Raw genomic sequence first — 19,128 nt, forward strand, 5'->3', positions numbered from 1 at the left:
TAGTTAAAAGAAATTTTGTATGCCAAAAATTACTGACATATGGATAAAACAAAAGGAGAGTTACCTCTCCTTTTGAATTTTAAGTAAGGATTGTGTCGATCATTACTCACCAAATTAATTATTTTGTGTCCCACCAAAGTCTAGTTCCACCTGAATCTGCACCGCCTAATTTTGCGATACCATCATCAACTGCTTCTTTGTTAGAAGAATACTCATTTGTAGTATAAATGATTCTCTTCATTAGAGATTTTCCAACTCCTGGGTCTGGGTTATCTGTGTTTAATACTGGGTAAATAACTTTAGCATCGCTTCTACGTAAATCTGCCCAAGCTTCCCAAGATTCTGGGAAAATTGCTAAGTATTTTTGAACTGCAATCTGTGTACGTTGATCAGCAGTAGATGCAGACCAAGCTACTGGTAATTTAACAGGGATATCTCTTAAGTCTAAAGTAGGGTAAACTGTTAAGATATTTGGTAAAGTTGGCAATGATGAACCATTGATGTATGCATCTACTTCAGCAGCATTTGTAATTCCCCATTGTGCTAAAGATAATCTAATACCTGTTTCATACAAAGTTTTAGCATCTCCGCCCATGTTCCATCCATTCAATGCACCTTCTGCTCTGCTCAAATAGTTTTCAGAAGCCATGAAGATTTCGATATTTTTAGTTTCACTAAGGTTGTTAGTGGCACCATTACCCATTACGTCATTATTGAAAGCAGAGAATTTAGTAGTTCCAAATTGATCTTCTAAACCTCCAACAGGGTTACCTCTATAAACTCCAGTATCGATTGGGGCAAACCATTTTGATAAACGTGGATCGTTGTATCCTACTAAGATACTTTCCATAGAAGCTGTCATTACATAACCCCAGCTGTTTACAATCATGTTTAAATTGTTTGGAGTAATGTTACTTGCTTTAAAGAATGCACTTTGATCATTTGTCTGCATAACTCCTGCAGCTACAGCAGCTTCAGCTTGAGTCTTTGCTTTTCCTGGATCTTTATCCGAAATTCTTAAAGCTAAACGCAATCTCATACTGTTTCCAAAAATTCTCCATTTGTCAACACTTCCTGAATAAACTCTATCATTTGGGGCAAGAGAGGCTACAGATGCAGTAGAAGAAGAACTCAATACTGCGTTTGCTTCATCTAACAATTTAAAGAAATCTTCATAGATGAATTCTACGCTGTCATAAGGAACTTTTTCTTTACCATTACCTGCTTCAGTGTAAGGAATTGGTCCGTAAGCATCAACCATTTGGTTGTACATGAAAACTTTCCAAATTTTAAGAACTGCTAAAGCTTCAGCATTTCCTTCAGATGCTTTAAAAGCATTTGTCAAAGCTGGCGCAGCAACTGTATAAAATCTTGTCCATCCTCTTCCTTCGTATCCGTTAACGAAAGCATTTCTTTCCGTTCCGTATCCACAATTTAAGTAGTGAATAAAAGTTGAAGATAAAATACCTGTTGCAATACCCCAAGTACCTTGATCATCTACACCTGGAGAAGAATAAGATCCGTTGTGGATACCTGCGTATAATGCAGATGCAAATGCAGGACCAGCAAGAGTTGGATCTAACTGACTTTCTGTAAGCGAATTTGGATCCGTATTTATTTCGTCGAAGTCCTTTGTACAACTAGAAAAAGTAGATAGCATCGCTACAGCGACTCCTAGTGTTTTTATTTTAAAACTATATTTCATGATATCTCTTTTTTAATTAAAATCCGAATTTAACATTAACTCCATAATCTCTAGTTGAAGGAATGTTGAAAGATTCTATCCCTTGTAAGTTACCTGTACCTGCTCCAGCTTCTGGATCAAAATGCTCAGCTTTATTCAAGAAGAAGAATAAATTTCTACCTACTAATGAGAAATCGATGCTTGTAAATCCTGAGTCACCTAATAAACGTTTTGGTAAAGAATAACCAAAAACAAGCTCTCTTAATCTGATGTTTGTAGCATCATAAATAAATGGTTCTGCAATTGGAGTTCTTTGTCCAATAGCTGTCCAGTATTGTTCTGCTGTAATACTTGTAGTATTTGGAGTGTATGTACCATTTCCTGCAGCAACAACACCATCTACAATTATTCCACCTTCTCTTCCAGCAAGTGTAATATCACTTACCCCTAAACCAGCTTGTCTTGCTTGAGTGTATGAAATAACTTCTCCACCAATTCTAAAATCAACAAGGAAGCTTAAAGAGAAATCTTTGTATTTGAAATTATTTTTGAAACCTGCTGTCCAGTCTGGGTTAAAGTTTCCAGCACGAACATCAAAACCATTTGTTGCCAATGGAATACCAGCGCTGTTTACAATAATATTTCCGTTTGGATCTCTTTGGAAACCTTTAATATATAAATCTCCATATTCACCACCTTGAACAACCTTACTTCTAACTAAACGTCCTTCACCTAAAACTAACTCATCTCTTCCTTCAAAGATAGACTTAACTTTTGATTTATAAGAAGCATAGTTTGCTGTAATATCCCAAGTAAAGTTTGCAGTTTGAATTGGAGTTGCCGTAAGCGTAAGCTCAATACCTTTATTTTCAATATCTCCACCATTTACGATTGCTCTAGAATATCCAGAAGATTCAGGAGTGTTAATATAGAAAATCTGATTGTCTGTTAATGTATTGAAATATGTAAAATCTAAACCTAAACGGTTATTAAAGAATCTAACATCTGCACCAAACTCTGTAGAAGAAGAAATCTCAGGCTTTAAGTTTGGATTAGCTTTTGTGCTTTGTCCGTACAACATACCACCATTTCCTCCAATATATGAGAATCTTTGTTGTGTTTGGTATGGATCTGTATCGTTACCAACTTGTGCATAAGAACCTCTAATTTTTGCAAAGCTGATTACTTCTGGCAATGTAAACATGTCAGAAAGAACTGCAGAAAGACCAAAAGATGGGTAGAAATAATCTGTTGGTAATGTAGAAGACCAGTCATTTCTAGCTGTTACGTCTAAGAATAAATAGTTTCTATAACCAATTTGACCAAATCCGTAAACTGAATTGATTCTTTTTTCTGAAGCAGTAGATGTAGATTGAACTGTCTGCACATTAGATAATGCGAAGAAGTTTCTTTTACTTAAAACACCACCAGAATTTAAAGCTGAACTATTTTGTTGCAATGAGTTTGCACCAGCATTAAGTCCGATAGAAAAATCACCAAATTTCTCATTGTAAGAAAGTAAAGCATCAACGTTTAATTCGCTCACTGTTTCATAAGACTCGCTGTATGAACCCATGTTGCTGTTAAATGCATTTGTTGCATATCTGTTTCTTACGTTTTTGTTAGTCATTTGGTCTAAACCAGCTCTACCTTGTAAGCTTAACGTTTTTGTAAACTCATATTTAAGAGACGCTAAACCAATAAATCTGTTTCTTTTATCTGTACGAGCATCATCTCTTAATGCAGACCAAAATGGGTTTCCTCCTGGAGCTCCAGTTTCGTCAAGGAAATAGTTTACTTGTCTTTGTCCTGCAGCATCAAAATATTCGAAATTTTTGTAATCGTTGTATGCGATACTACGAGGCAATAAATATGCAGATGTACCAATAGACTCTTCACCAGTTCTCAATAAGTTATCAATATCTTGAACGATGTAGTTTGTTTTTACATCTAATGATAATTTATCAGAGATTTTGCTCGTCAATCTTAAGTTAAGATTGTGTCTATCCATTTGGTTTCCTCCAACGATACCTTCAGCACGTGTGTTGGTATAAGAGAAATAACCTTGCGCTTTTTCGTTACCAGCAGTTACAGTTAATGTATTTGCTAAGTTGTAACCTGTTTTGTAAAAATCAATAACGTTATTAGGCTGTGGAGAATAGCTTTGTGTAGCTGGTCCAGCATAATTTGGGTTACGAACTAACTGCCAGTTTGAAACTTGGCTTCCGTCTAATTTTCCTCCCCAGCTTGAAGATGAGTTTGGAACATACACTCCATTCGTACCTTGACCGTATTCGTTTTGTAAATTCATCAAGTTATAAGCTGAAGAAGCCATAAAGTTAGATGATAACGAAACTGAAGTTTTTCCTGCTTTACCAGATTTTGTTGTAATAACGATTACACCATTTGATGCTCTAGAACCATAAAGTGCTGCTGCAGAAGGTCCTTTAAGAACAGTCATCGAAGCAATATCTTCTGGGTTAATGTTAGAAATACCATCTGGCTGTGTAGTTCCTCCTGTATCAATATCAGGATTTGTTGTTGTTGTTCCGTTACTAATTGGCACACCATCTACTACATAAAGAGGCTGGTTGTTTCCATTAAGAGATCTGTTACCTCTTAAAGTAATTCTGGAAGAAGAACCAACACCATTTGAAGTAGTCGAGAAGTTAAGACCTGCAACTTTACCAGAAAGAGAGTTGGCAACGTTTAATGATCTAGCTTCAGAAAGTTCATCTACTGAAACGTTTTGTGCAGAATACGTAATGGCTTTTTTCTCTCTTTTAATACCAAGAGCCGTAACCACTACTTCTCCCAACTGCTGGGTGTCTGCACCTAAAGCTACATTAATAGTAGTTTGAGATCCTACAGCAACTTCTTTTGTAGCAGATCCTACATAAGTAAAAACTAAAACTGCTGATTGATTTGGAACACTAATGCTGTATTTACCATCAAAATCTGATGAAGCACTTGTTTTTGTTCCTTTAACAATAATATTTGCTCCAGGAATCGGAATTCCAGTAAGAGCATCTGTTATCGTTCCTTTTACTGTAGTCTGCGCTTCAAGGCTTTGGAATCCGAAAAGGCATATGACCAACAGTAATTTTAGTACGTTTTTAATCATATTAGTTGTTTTTTTAGAGTTAATAACATGTTAAATTTAAGAATACGTTTTGTTAACAATACATAATTTCGACAAATGACAATTTTGAAAAGGTGTTGGTGAAAGTTTCGCGTTTTATTGAAAGAAAACGTTTTCATTTGTAATCTAACTCTTCCTTATTTTAAAGGCCAAAATCTATTAATCTAATAGATTTTGGCCTTTTTCAATTGTATTCTTTTTTTTATCTAAAAAACGTTTAAAATTATTCTGCGTTTAAGCGATTTTAGTTCGAAACCTTAAATTTAGTTTTTAGTAAATCTGTCGAATTTCCGCCAACCATAACTTCGAAATCTCCAGGCTCTACAACGCTCTTCATTTCTCTGTTCCAGATAGATAACTCATCTGGTGTAAGTGTAAATTCAACATTTTTTATTTCTCCTTTTTTAATATTCAATCTTTTAAATCCTTTTAACGTTTTTTCTGGAGTGGTAACAGAGCTGTAAACATCATTAATATATAATTGTACAACTTCATCTCCATCAAGATTTCCAATATTTTTAACATCAACAGAAACTTTCAATTCTCCGTTTGGTTTAATTTCAGTTGCACTGATTTTAAGATTTGAATATTCAAACTTCGTGTAACTCAATCCAAAACCGAATGAATATAAAGGATGTTCGCTTTCTGCTACATATTTATGTATCGCAGATGGTTTTTGGTTATAATATATAGGTAACTGCCCAACCGATTTTGGAACTGTTATTGGTAATCTTCCTGCTGGATTGTAATCTCCAAATAAAACATCTGCAACAGCTCTTCCTCCAAATTCTCCTGGGAACCATCCTTCAATTACTGCTGGAATATTTTCTGCAATCCAATTTGTAGAAAGCGGGCGACCATTTAATAACACACAAACTACAGGTGTTCCCGTTTTTTGAATTTCTTCGATCAATTGCTGTTGTATTCCAAATAAGTCTAAAGAAGCAACGTCTCTGTTTTCTTCTACCAATTCGTTAGATTCTCCTAAAACCACAATGGCAACATCTGCTTTTTTAGCAGCTTCGATTGCAGGCTGTAAGTTTACTTTTTCTAAATTCCAACGGAAATGCGCTCTGGCACCCCAGCCTCCTTCCCACATTTCAATGCGGACTTTGTATTTTTTACCTTTTTCAATATTTTTTGGAACTGTAACCATGCTTGTCGCACCTTTAGTCCAGTTGTCAATTACCAATTGGTCATCGATATACATTCTGATTCCGTCATCAGAACTTAAACCTAACCAACCGTCAAGGGCTTGATCTGATTTTAAGAATCCTGTCCATCTGATAGAAAAATCATCTACATTTACACCATCACCAGGCGCCCAAGGCCAGTCAAACTCTAATTGACTGTCGATACGAGTCAATGCTGGAGTTCCTTCCAGGTTTCTGTTATTGAAATATTCTCCTTTTAATCCGTTTTGAGATTCGTCTGGCGTAAATAAATATTTAGATGGAATAATTTGTCCTTTTACAATTAATGGAACTCCTTCTTCGTAAACTACATTTGCTGTTTTTCCAACAATTTGCTGTATACCTTCGAAAACTGTTGTTCCAACACTATTTTTAGGAGCATAACCTCCCATTCTTGAAGCGTTTGCATTTGGTCCTATAACGGCAATGTTTTTAATACTTTTACTCAACGGTAAAATATTATTGTCATTTTTCAGCAAAATCATTGATTTTTGGGCCGCTTCTAAAGCAACAGCTTGATTTTCTTTAGTATGAAAACGCTCTTTAATCAGATTTTTATCTGTGTACGGATTTTCAAATAATCCTAATAAAAATTTCAAACGTAAAACTGCTCCCGCCGCACGGTCGATATTTTCCATTGTCAATTTTTTTTCATTTACCAGTTCAATAACAGTATTTTGCCAGAACTCGTTTGAAAAATCATAAAACTGCATATCAACACCAGCAGAAACTGCTTCTCTAATAGCATCTTTTGGAGAATCAGCAACTTTGTGAGTCGTCTGAATGTATTTTATTGCTCCTAAATCTGAAACTACAAGCCCTTTAAATCCCCATTCTTTTCTCAAAACATCCGTCAATAGCCAATGATTTGCTGCACAAGGAATTCCGTCCAATTCAGAATACGCACACATTGTTCCCAAAGCGCCGCCTTTTGTAAATGCTTTTTGAAAAGATGGTAAATGGTCTTCTCTTGCTGAACGTTCTCCAACCAAAATTGGCGAAGAATTTCCTCCCGCCTGCGGAATACCATGAACGGCAAAGTGTTTAGGCTCTGCAATAATAGATCGATCTGATTTTAAATCGTTTCCTTGTAAACCTTTTATGAATGCCAAACCAATTTCACTGTTCAAGAAAGCATCTTCACCAAAAGTTTCAGCAACTCTTCCCCATCTTGGTTCGCGTCCTAAATCTAAGTTTGGACCAAAACCAAAATGAACTCCATGCGCTCTGGCTTCCATACCTATTACTTTACCCACTTTGTCCATCACGGCAACATCCCAAGTTGCTCCAAGTCCAATGTTCATTGGAAAAGCTGTACTTCCTTCGTCTAAATAACCATGAAGCATTTCACACATAATAAGCGCCGGAATTCCCCAACGGTTTCCTTTGATTACATTGGTTTGCAAATCGTTGATCATTTTAGCTGAACGCGGATAAAGATCATGAATAGCTCCAATTCCTAACTTCCCGATTTTTTCTGCCGATTTAGATTTCGCGAAATCTTCTTTATCTTTAAAAAAATCTCCTCTATACATATCCATCTGACGCACTTTTTCTTCAAGTGTCATACGGCTCAACAAGTCTTTTACTCTGTCTTCAACAGGTGTTTGTGCATCCTGATATGGAAACTTTTTCTGGGCATGAGTCTGGTTTAAAAAACCAACAGCCATTACAAAAATAATGGCCGTTTTCTTCATTCTTAATTGTAACATAGTTGTGTTGTGTTTAGTTTTGAATCACTTTAAGCTTTGTTCCATTCACAAAATCATCGTGCGAAATAAAAAAGCTGTTAAGTGTTTTTTCGTTTAGCTCAATCGAATTGATTTTCCCGCCATTATTTTCTTGTCTTTCAATTACGATGCTTTCTTTTTTATAATATCTTGGATCTAATTTAATCGTTACTCTATGAAACATTGGCGTTGTAATGGTGTAAATTGGATCTCCCGGTGATATTGGATAAATTCCCATCATTGAATAAACCAACCAAGCTGACATGGTTCCGGTATCATCATTTCCTGGTAATCCTTTTGGTTCATTTTTGAAATATTCGTGAACCAATTTCTTTACCATTTCCTGAGCTTTATACTCCTCACCTTTTACATAATTGAATAAATACGGATTGGCAATGTCTGGTTCGTTTGCCATATCAAATTGTTTGGTATCGAAGATTTTCTGCAATTGCGCCGAAAAGGCTTGATCGCCACCCATTAATTTCTTTAATCCGTTAATATCGTGCGGAACCATAAATGCATACTGCCAAGCGTTTCCTTCGATAAAGCCAACATTTTCTTCAAAATTAGCTCCAGAAGCAGGATCAAATGGCTCATACCATTTTCCGTCAGCCGTTCTTGGTCGAAGTAGATTTAAGTTTTTATCAAATAATTTTCTATAGGATAATGAACGTTCTTTAAAACGTTTTACATTGTCTTTGTCCCCGAATTCGTTGGCCATAAGCGAAATAGAATAATCTGAAATATTGTATTCCTGAGTTGTAGAAACTGGACCTTTATTGTCGGTTGTTAAATAGCCTTTTTTGATATAATCTTTCAATCCAGGACGAAGCGGATTATTTTCAATATTATTTGCGCCTTTCAACATCGCATAATAGGCTTTATTAACATCATAATCACGAATTCCTCTCATATAAGTATCTGTAATTACAATACTTGCAGGGTCTCCAACCATGGTAAAAGTTTCAGTCGAATTCAGTTCCCATTTGGGTAACCAGCCGTTTTCATCAAACATAGTCAACATGCTTTTTACCATATCAGATTGCTGTTTTGGATAAACCAAAGACATCAATGGATGTACATTTCGGTACGTATCCCATAAAGAAAATACGGTATAACGGGTGTCATCGGTTTTAGCAATTTTACTTCTTTTGATTACGGGATATTGTCCGTTAATATCATTTAAAATATTGGGATGAATTAAAGTGTGATACAAAGCCGTATAGAAAATCGTATTGTCATCTTTTGAACCGCCTTCAACTAAAATTTTAGAAAGTTCTTCATTCCATTCGTTGTAGGTTTCTTTGTAAATTGCGTCAAAAGATCTGTTACCTACTTCTTTTGCTAAATTTTCACGGGCATTTTCGATACTTACGTACGAAATTCCGATCTTCACTTCAACTGTTTCTTCTTTTTCGAATTTATAAGTAAAATAACTTCCAATACTATCACCCACAACGGTTTTGATTGTATTCTCCATTATTCTAGCTTTTCCATTGTAACCCATCCATTGTGCTTCAACACCGTTGTATTTTGAAGGTTTTTTCCAAACGCCAAATTTATCGGCTGGCTTAGAAAATTGAGCTACGAAATAAACTGGATAGGCATCTTCTGGACTGTTGTAACAAAAGGATCCAACAGATCGCATTCCTTCAATTTCTGTCGAAGAAACTACTTTTACCATTGCACCTTCTTCATTTGTTAATCCCAATCCAAGATTTAATAAAATATTAGATTGCCCTTTCGGGAAAGTGAATCTACTTACTCCCACTCGTTTTGAAGCTGTAAACTCTCCTTTTACTTTATACTTGTCGATGTTTACATTGTAATAGCCTGCCTTAGCTACTTCATTAGAATAAGTAGAACCGTATTTTAAGTGATCGATTTCTACATTTCCAGTTGTTGGCATCAATAAAATAACACCCAATTCTGGACAGCCTACACCGCTTAAATTCACTTGACTAAATCCTGTCAAAAAGGTATTCTCATTCACATAAGGATTCGAAAGCCATTGACTGTCTTTTTCCATCGGTGTACCTTTTACTCCCGCCACATTAAACGGACTAATACTTGCCATTCCGCGTGGTGCAATTGGTCCTGGATAAGCCGCCCCATAATTGGAAGTCCCAATAAACGGATTTACAAAATCGGCTGGCTCCTGCGCAAAAATTGTTATGCTAAAAAACAGCATGTATAAAATACATGCTGTCTTAAATTTATTTTTAGTATTTAAAACCATAGGTTTCGTTCTTATCTGTTGATCGCTTCAATTTTTAAAGTCCAAGCTTCTTTTGCAGGAAGATTGTTTCTTAAACTTTCTGGAATAATTACTTTAAATCCGTTTCCTTCTTTTGTCCATTTTAAAGAAGTTTTAGAACCTAACATGGTAATTTTTGTTCCTTTTTTCGGACTTATAGATTTTACTGTCACTGCTGCTGGAATTTTATCCTCCCCGTCTTTCGCTAAATAAAATGCAAATACATTTCCAGCTTTATTCTGTGTAAAACAAATGTTTTCTTCTTTGTAAGGTTCGATTGGTTTGGTGTTGTAAATCGCTGTGCTGTTTACTTTCATCCAATCACCGTAAGCCTGCAATAAATCGTAAGCCCCTTTATCCCATTCTCCCTCTGGACTTGGCGCAATGTTTAATAATAAGTTTCCGCCTTTTGCAACAATGTCAACTAACAAATGAATACCTTGTCTTCCAGTCATGTAAGTAGCACCTGGAGAATATGACCATCCACCACCTGCAGGAATACAAGATTCCCAAGGATAAGGCAAAGTCTTAGCAGGAACACGTCCTTCTGGAGTTAAGTAGTTTTGGTTTTTACCGTGAACTGCTCTATCCACCACAATTAAACCTGGTTGTTTTGCACGTGCTTTTACAACCAATTCGTCCATTTTTGGATCTTGGTCTACCACTCTGTGTTTGATGAAACCGTTTTTAGATTCGTTTTCAGTAAATTTCTCGTCGTAGTTTTCTTTGATGTTTACTTGATCTCTTTTACGAACCCATCCTCCGTCTAACCAAAGAATATCCACTTTACCATAATTAGTCAAAATTTCTAAAATCTGGTTGTGTGTAAAGTCAACATATTTCTGCCATTTTTCTGGATACAAAGACGGATCGTAGTTTACGTTTCTGTCAAATGGCGGAAAATAAGGATCCCAGTAGTTTTCGTTGTGCCAGTCTGGTTTTGAAAAGTAAGCTCCTGTAGAAATACCTTCGCCTCTAAAAGAGTTGAAAATCTCTTTTAAAACATCTGCTTTTGGATTTGTATGAAAAGGAACATCTTTACTAGTTATCTTATAATCAGAATATTTAGTATCATACATATTAAATCCGTCATGGTGTTTTGTTGTAAAAACCATGTATTTCATTCCAGCATATTTCGCTGCTTTTGCCCATTTTTCTGGATCGAATTTTACTGGATTAAATGTTTTTCTTAACCCTTCGTAATCTTTTATATAATCATTATAATTAGATGGATTACTTCCTTTTTTACGTTCACACCATCCGTAATCTTCAGGACAAATAGACCAAGATTCTACAATACCCCATTGGCTGTAAGTTCCCCAGTGCATTAGCAGACCAAATTTTTTGCCTTGCCATTCATCTAAGTTTTTTAATACTGCCGGATCTGTCTCTGGTACGTATCTTTCATCTTCATATATCGCCTGCGCGAATATCTGAGCTGAAAATAAAAGGGCGATAATGAATATTCCTCTTTTCATCTTTAATCTAATTTATAATTTATTATTCTTTGTTTTTAGTTTAGTAGGTAATTCTAATTTAATTTTTCAAGTATAGGCTGATCTGTAAAAGTCAATTCTGTTTTACTGTTTTCATTAAGCTGCTCCAATACAACAAACTTATTCTCGCCTTCTTTCAACCAACAACCTGGTACATAAAGCGTTTGCTGCGGTCCAACTTTCCAGTAACGTCCAAGATTGTGTCCGTTAACAAATACAATTCCTTTTCCCCAACCTGTCATATCCAGAAAAGTATCAGCAGGTTTATCTATGTTTACAGTAGATTCATATAAAACGGGACGTCCAGGTTTTATCGTTTCATTTTTAACAGCTGGAACTTCATTCATCGGCATTTTATACATTTCCCATCCACCGCTAATTTCAAATTCATTTAAATATACTGGAGTAATAATTCCTTTAGTATTATGTACTATTTCGGCACCGTAGTTAATGCGACCCATATTTTCAACTAGAATTTCTAAAATACCGTTAAAAGGAATCGTAACTGTCAACTCATAGTTTTTGAAAACTCTATTCAACTCACCTGCTTTAACCCCGTTTACATAAACTGTAGCAAAGTCTCTCAATCCTTCAATTTTTAATTTTCCAGAAATGGGCTGCGTAAATCTTTTTCGATACAAAACATATCCATGTCCTTGATCTAATTTTTCAAATGTTAAAGGCTGGTCATTTATAACTGGTTTTTCTTTTTTTATCCAACTTAAAACATCCATACTTGATTTGATCGTCTGATTAGGATATTTTGCAACTGGTATTTTGGCTGGAATTGAGGCTAATTTTGTTTTAGAATACTTTTGCATTACTTCACGTATAGCCATATATTTTGGTGTTGCCCAACCTGCTTCGCTAATAGGAGCATCATAATCATAGCTTGTAATATCTGGCTGAATATCCATTTCTTCATTATAATTTGCCCCAGAGGTAAATCCAAAATTAGTACCGCCGTGCACCATATAATAATTAAAAGAAACACCTGCATCGAGGTACTTTTTAGTTTGACTTGCAATCTCCTCAGATCCAATTTTAATAAATGGTTCTGCCCAATGATCTAACCAGCCAGAATAAAACTCTGCGACCATGTAAGGCCCTTGTCCTTTATGGTATTTATCAACCTGTTTTTTTAAATTTTCTATATTTGATTCCCCATTTGCAGTCGGTAACGCGCCTTCTACCATACCACCTTCAAACAACCAGGCACCGTCAGAAGTAAAAAAAGGCTCCGGGAATCCTGTTTGTTTAAGTATATTGTAAATTGCAGTTTTGTAGGCTTTATGATCCTCAGCACTAATATCAGTTCTTTGAGAAACATAAGAACCAAATTCATTTTCGGCCTGAACCATAATAATAGGTCCGCCTTGATTAGCAAAATTTCCTTTTACCGCTGCATACAAATGTTCTATATACGTTTTACAAGCGTCTAAAAATGCTTTGTTATTGGTACGAATTACTAAATCTGGATTATTTTGCAGCCACCAAGGGTATCCTCCAAATTCCCATTCGCCACATGCATACGGACCTGGTCTAAGAATGACATACAATCCTTCACTTTTGGCAATACGTAAAAATTCTGAAAGATCTCTATTTCCTGTTTTAAAATCCCATACACCTGGTGCTACTTCGTGATAATTCCAAAATACATAGGTTGCCACGGTATTCATTCCCATAGCTTTAAGCATCTGCAATCTATGTCTCCAATACTCTTTAGGAATACGTGCATAGTGCATTTCTCCCGAATGTATCTTAATTATTTTCCCGTCTTGCTGAAATTCTCCCTTAGATATAGAAAATCCTTTGGTTTGTGCCTTAGTAAAAAACGGCATTAAGCAAATCAATAATATCCCGAGCTTAAATAGTACCTTCTTCATTTTTTTAATAATTAATCAATTAAAATTTCATCGACAAACAACCAAGAGCTTTCTCCTTTTGGACTTTTCTTTAAGTTGCCTGCAATAACTTTCACAAAACGTGCATTTTGTTTTTGGAAATTGATTTTGAAATCTTTCAATTCTGGAACAGCATTTAACGCATATGGGCGCATAATTTTCCCTACCTGAGTGTATTTAATTCCATCTGTAGAAATCAAGACTTTAACTTGAATTGGGAAATTAACTCCTGCTCCTTGACTTTCTAAAGCTCCAACTTTTACTTGCTCGATACTTTCTACTTTTTCTAAGTCGATAACCAATTCCATATCGTTAACTAACCAAGCCTGCCATTGTCCGTCATGGAAATTTTTACTTCCTCTGATCGTATTTACCATTGTATTGGCATCGCCTTTATAATTCGAATTGTAAGGGGTCAAGTATTTCACTTTTTTCGAAAATGCTTTATGGAAAACAATCGTATCTGTATATGTTTTTCCCACTGGCTTGTCGTCTTGAAATAAAGAAGCTTTTAAAACCGTCGTTTCTTTTATTGCAATTGGGCTTGTATATTTTATCGCATGGTGATCAATGCTCTGGTTTCCTAAAACATAACGAATGTCCGGACTAGGAAACTCGTTTTTTAATTCAACTTTGATTTGTTTATTAGCTAAATCTGCTGTAGAAGAAGCCGTTACCAAATAAGCGCTTTTAGCATAATTGATTCCTAAATAATCGTAACGTTTTAATAATGAAAACAATCTCGTTGTAAAATCATTCCAATTGCGTTTCTCTTTCGGACTCCATAAAGTTTCTGATAATGCCGCTAATCTTGGGAAAATCATGTATTCTGAATCTTTTGGCAGCGCTAAATGTTCTGCCCACAAATTCGCTTGTCCTCCTAAAACGTGTCCCGCTTCCTGAGGTGTCATTGTTGAAACTACAGGATCAAATTTGTACACTTCACTTAACGGATTATAAGCGTCAAAAGCTAAAGGTTCTTCGTTTTGCGGACCTTGATAAAAGTTAAAATAGCAAGGAGATTCTGGCGTCATAATTACGTCATGACCTTGATCTGCAGCTTCAATTCCGCCTTTCATTCCTCTCCAGCTCATTACCGTTGCATCTGGAGCCAAACCGCCTTCTAAAATTTCATCCCAGCCGATAACTCGTTTTCCTTTTGAGTTGATGTATTTTTCCATACGTTTTACAAAGTAGCTTTGCAACTCGTTGACATCTTTTAATTTCTCGTCTTTGATTCTTTTTTGGCAATGCGGACATTTTGCCCAATTGGTTTTCGTCGCCTCATCACCGCCAATATGAATATATTTTGAAGGGAAAATCGTGATTACTTCATCAATTACATTTTGCAAAAATTCAAACGTAGTTTCTTTTCCTGCACAATAGATATCAGTTAAAGGCCAAACCCCGCCTGACGGAACACCAATTCTCTGATTAAAGCAAGCCAATTCTGGATAAGCTGCAATGGCACTGCTTACGTGCGCCGGCATTTCGATTTCAGGAATAATTTCAATTCCTTTTGTCGAAGCATATTTTACAATTTCTCTTAATTCATCTTGCGTAAAGAAGCCGCCGTAGGTTCCTTTTTCGTCAGGATTTGTCGTTAGTCTCGCATTCCAGCTAGTGTTTTCTTTATCAACTCTCCATGCTCCAACTTCAGTTAGTTTTGGATATTTTTTAATTTCAATTCTCCAACCTTGATCGTCAACCAAATGCAAATGTAAAACGTTCATTTTATGCATTGCCAAACGATCGATTGTCGCTAAAATGTAATTTTTATCAAAGAAATGACGAGATAAATCCAACATTAAACCTCTCCACTTAAAACGTGGTTCGTCGTTAATTGTTAAACTTGGAATCTGCCACTTTGCAGAAGTGATTGCATATTTGCTTTCAATCGCTTCAGGAAGTAATTGCCTAACACTTTCTAATCCATATAGAAAACCAACATTTCCTTTTGCAGAAATAACAATACTCGTCGGATTTACATCTAAAACGTAAGCTTCATTTTTTAAATTAGGATCTACTTTAAACTGCACAAAATTGCTTACTGGAGCTTTAGTTGTCGTTTCTGGTTTCCATCCCGCAGCCACTTCAAATTTAGAAGCTAAAGCATTTGCAGCATCTCTTTGGAAATCGCCGTTTACTACAAACTTAGTATCTTTTGTAAATTCAAAAACACCAGTTTTAATAAAAGTCTGACTCGGTTTCGGAATAATGTTAATATCACTTTCTGTATAAACTTTCTGTGCATGAGCCGAGAAAATTGAAGTGATTAGGGTTAATAGGAATAATAATTTTTTCATTCTTTGTTTTTTGGTTTCTCTAATTGTTTGTTCAAACATTTAAAGATGTAGTTTTTAGGTTTAGTTTGTCATTTCGATCCCGAGGCTTCGGGATCGAAATGACAAATATTGCGTTTAATCTCTTTAACGGATTAATATTATTTATCCCAAGCCATTTTAAATTTCGCGTCTTCCATTCTGTGGCCTTTTACGTCATCAGAAACGGCGTAATTGAATCCTGATCTTAAACTGTAACCCGCATATTCTCCGTTTTTATTCAAAGCAATAAAACCGACTTGCAGGTATTCCATGTCTTTGTGGTTTTTATGTTTGTTGTAAATACGTTCTGTAATTTCTTTACAAGCATCGTAAGGCGATTTTCCCTGACGCATTAGTTCTACAACCATTGCACTTCCTGCAGTTCTAATTACGGCTTCGCCTAAACCAGTTGCTGCAGCTGCTCCTACTTCGTTATCCAAGAAAAGACCCGCGCCGATTATTGGGGAGTCACCGACGCGTCCGTGCATTTTCCAAGCTGCACCGCTCGTGGTACATCCGCCAGAAAGATTGCCTTCTTGGTCTAACATTAGCATACTGATGGTATCGTGATTTTCTATATTAATAACTGGTTTGTATTTAGAATCTTCCAGCCATTTTTTCCAGTCTTTTTCAGATTCTGGAGTCAATAAATTTTCTTCTTTAAAGCCTTCAGATAACGCAAATTGCAACGCTCCCTGCCCTGCTAACATCACGTGAGGCGTATTTTGCAATACTCTTTTCGCAACAGAAATAGGGTGTTTGATTCCTTGCAGAAAGCAAACAGAACCGCAGTTGCTGTTATGATCCATAATACAGGCATCAAGGGTAACTTTTCCTTCACGGTCTGGATATCCTCCATAACCCACACTGCGAACATTCGGATCGGCTTCAGGTATTTTCATTCCAGCTTCGATGGCATCTAAAGCTGATTTTCCTTCTTTTAAATTTTTCCAAGATTCTTTATTAGCAGGCAGACCATGATTCCATGTCGAGATGATGATCGGTTTGGTCTGTTTTTTTTCTTTTGATTCAGCTTCTGGTTCATTTTCGTGATTTGCAGCAAATCCGCTTACGCCCAAAACAGAACTTATGGCTAAAGTGCCTAAAGTTGTTTTCTTGATAAAATCTCTTCTATTTGACATGTGTTTCATTTTTGGTTCAACTCTAAGAAACTAAGTTTTCTTAATGTTGCTAAATTAATCAGTAATAATTTTTAATCCCAGTAAAATCGACTATAACGAATCTTTTACCGACTTAATTGTTTTTAAATTACTCTCTGATAAAGCATTTCCGTCAAAAAATGAAACTCCTGTTGCGCCATTTTTCTTCGCTTCTAGAATCGCTTCTTTCAATTCGGCATCCGATTTTAATCCTGGAATGTAGATTCCTGTATTTACTTTAGTTGGTTTTCCTTCTAGATCTGCAACGCCTTGTTTGGTTGCATAACCTACCCAGTCAATTTCTTCATCATAAAAACTATGATAAATCATTGGATACACTTCATCAATATTCCATTTATCCCAACGCTGGCGCACCATATGATCTGCCATTTCTGGATAAGGAAATACTGCTGCCGTTAATTTTTTATTGTATTTGTGAGCAATTTTGTATGCATCGTCAACCACAGCTTTTACCGCATTTAATCTGAAATTTTTCCATTCCATATCAATTGAAGTATTGTGGCTGTTTTTTGGATTTTTATGATGTTCTTTTTCGAATTTGCTTACGCAGGCATCACAATAACAGAAATCAAATTGTGGTAACTCTGTATCTTGAACCAAATTGTATTTTGGTAATAAACTGATTGGCAGGAAAATATCTGGAAAGCGAATGTAGTCTAAATGTACACTTTCTATTCCTTCTACTTTTGCTAAACCTTCAACCAAGCCTAAGACGTGGTTTCTAGATTCTTCTTTAGTTGGGCAAAGCCATTGGTAATAATCTACATACGGACGATTATCAAAACAAGATTTTCCTTCTTTACTTACTTGATACCAATCTGGATGCTGTAACGCTACAGAGTCATTCGGGCGGTTCATTGCCATGATCCAAGCGTGTACTTTTAGTCCTTCTTTTGCTGCAAGCGGAACTAATCTTGCTAATAGTTTCGGATCTGTTTGCGTGTTAATTAAAACTTCATCGATTCCGCCGTCTTTGTATTTTTTGAATTCTTTCGAATAATCTGCATCCGATTTTTTAGCGTCAGCAGTTGTCCAGACTCCAAAAATGAATTTTCCGTTTTCGGAGTCTTTATTCTCTTTTTGTCCGCAAGAGAATAAACTCATCGAAAGTGCAAGAACTAAAACTTTTGATAGTTTTTGCAACTTACTCGTTCGTAATAATTTTACCATCTTCTTTAATTATTAAGGTTTTGTTTGAAAAAGGACTTTTTACCAAGATATTAAATCCTGATGAATGATTTTCTAAAATTGGCTTTAAAGTCTTTCCGTCAACCACTATATTTTTTTTACTGATATTCTGAAGGGATTTTGCCCAAGATTTATTCTTTTCGAAATATCTTTTTTGAGCTCTATATAAAGTATACAGTTCCCATTTTACTTTTTCTTCCTGCGGAATTACAAATTTGTCTTCGCTTTCTTTTGAAGAAAAGTATACATAAGCCCATTTTTCGGGCTCATGCATATTGATGACTCCCATAGGCGACCAAACCCAATTGTATTCTGGGAGAAACTTTCCTTCTGTATCTTTTTTTCGTTCGTACTTTCCGTTAACAACAGAATGCTGCCAATTTACTCGAGAGAAATTGACTTTCCAAAATTTATCTTTAGGAACAATATTATCATGATAAGATGTTTTATAAACCGACCATGGAATGGCAATTTCTAATGTCCAGCCTTTATCAATATCTGATGCATTATTTAAAGTTCCATCTACTTTAACAGCCGATTTTAAACCATCGATATTCCAATCGTTTAAAACGGTATTTTTTTCGCGGTAGGGTTTATTTATAAATAAATCCCAAGCGGTGTTTAATGCATTTATTTCCAATTCATAATAATTTTGAGTATCATTATCTGGATCAATAAAAACCTCAAAATCATTATTATAAAAAATAATTGTATCGCGTTGTCTAAGATTTGCCCAAACATGAGGCTCTTCCATCTTAGCCAGAATATAGTAGTAATTATCGTCCCAGAGCATTTTAACCTGAGTTTTGTATTTTGGAGTTTCAACACCTTCTATGTCGACAAAAGGTGTTGTCCAAGCTGCTTTTTCCCAAGCTTTATCTGCTTCATCGCCGTCAATAACAATTTCTTTTGACGTTTTATACGCAATATAACTTTTTGGTGTAACCTCTTTTTCAGATTGCGAATACCCTATCAAACCAACAAAAAAAACGGCAAGGGACAATAATTTACCTCTACTATGCATCTTTA

General features: G+C 35.7%; 10 protein-coding genes. All 10 read right to left on the reverse strand.

The features are described 5' to 3' along the window. Positions 1-118: 118 nt before the first annotated feature. Positions 119-1,705, reverse strand: a complete 1,587-nt coding sequence (locus ASE40_RS05945; RefSeq protein ID WP_057116052.1) for a SusD/RagB family nutrient-binding outer membrane lipoprotein — start codon at positions 1,703-1,705, stop codon at positions 119-121. Positions 1,706-1,721: 16 nt separating this feature from the next. Continuing rightward, positions 1,722-4,808, reverse strand: coding sequence for a SusC/RagA family TonB-linked outer membrane protein (locus ASE40_RS05950; RefSeq protein WP_057116053.1), 3,087 nt, complete (start codon positions 4,806-4,808; stop codon positions 1,722-1,724). Between the two features lie 262 nt (positions 4,809-5,070). Continuing rightward, complete coding sequence (locus tag ASE40_RS05955; RefSeq protein WP_057116054.1) at positions 5,071-7,731, reverse strand: glycoside hydrolase family 3 protein; 2,661 nt, start codon at positions 7,729-7,731, stop codon at positions 5,071-5,073. A gap of 13 nt (positions 7,732-7,744) precedes the next feature. Further along, positions 7,745-9,988 carry a GH92 family glycosyl hydrolase gene (locus ASE40_RS05960; RefSeq protein WP_057116055.1) on the reverse strand — a complete coding sequence of 748 codons (2,244 nt, stop codon included), beginning with the start codon at positions 9,986-9,988 and terminating at the stop codon, positions 7,745-7,747. Between the two features lie 11 nt (positions 9,989-9,999). Then, positions 10,000-11,484 (reverse strand): alpha-L-fucosidase, encoded by a 1,485-nt coding sequence (locus ASE40_RS05965; protein WP_057116056.1) that lies wholly within the window; start codon positions 11,482-11,484, stop codon positions 10,000-10,002. A 53-nt stretch (positions 11,485-11,537) separates the two neighbouring features. Next, positions 11,538-13,388, reverse strand: a complete 1,851-nt coding sequence (locus tag ASE40_RS05970) for a beta-galactosidase (RefSeq protein ID WP_057116057.1) — start codon at positions 13,386-13,388, stop codon at positions 11,538-11,540. 11 nt (positions 13,389-13,399) lie between these two features. Next, positions 13,400-15,712: a beta-N-acetylhexosaminidase gene (locus ASE40_RS05975; protein ID WP_057116972.1), complete on the reverse strand. Its 2,313-nt coding sequence runs from the start codon at positions 15,710-15,712 to the stop codon at positions 13,400-13,402. A 137-nt stretch (positions 15,713-15,849) separates the two neighbouring features. Next, positions 15,850-16,872, reverse strand: coding sequence for an isoaspartyl peptidase/L-asparaginase family protein (locus ASE40_RS05980; protein WP_128414943.1), 1,023 nt, complete (start codon positions 16,870-16,872; stop codon positions 15,850-15,852). 90 nt (positions 16,873-16,962) lie between these two features. After that, the gene (locus tag ASE40_RS05985; protein ID WP_057116058.1) at positions 16,963-18,081 is read right to left on the reverse strand and encodes a putative glycoside hydrolase; all 1,119 of its coding nucleotides are present in this window, start codon (positions 18,079-18,081) and stop codon (positions 16,963-16,965) included. Further along, positions 18,056-19,123, reverse strand: a complete 1,068-nt coding sequence (locus tag ASE40_RS05990; RefSeq protein ID WP_057116059.1) for a carbohydrate-binding family 9-like protein — start codon at positions 19,121-19,123, stop codon at positions 18,056-18,058. Before ASE40_RS05990 ends, ASE40_RS05985 begins: the two co-directional genes overlap by 26 nt. Between the last annotated feature and the right edge of the window lie 5 nt (positions 19,124-19,128).

Origin of the sequence: Flavobacterium sp. Root935 (assembly GCF_001429295.1) — a bacterium.
Lineage (GTDB): Bacteria > Bacteroidota > Bacteroidia > Flavobacteriales > Flavobacteriaceae > Flavobacterium.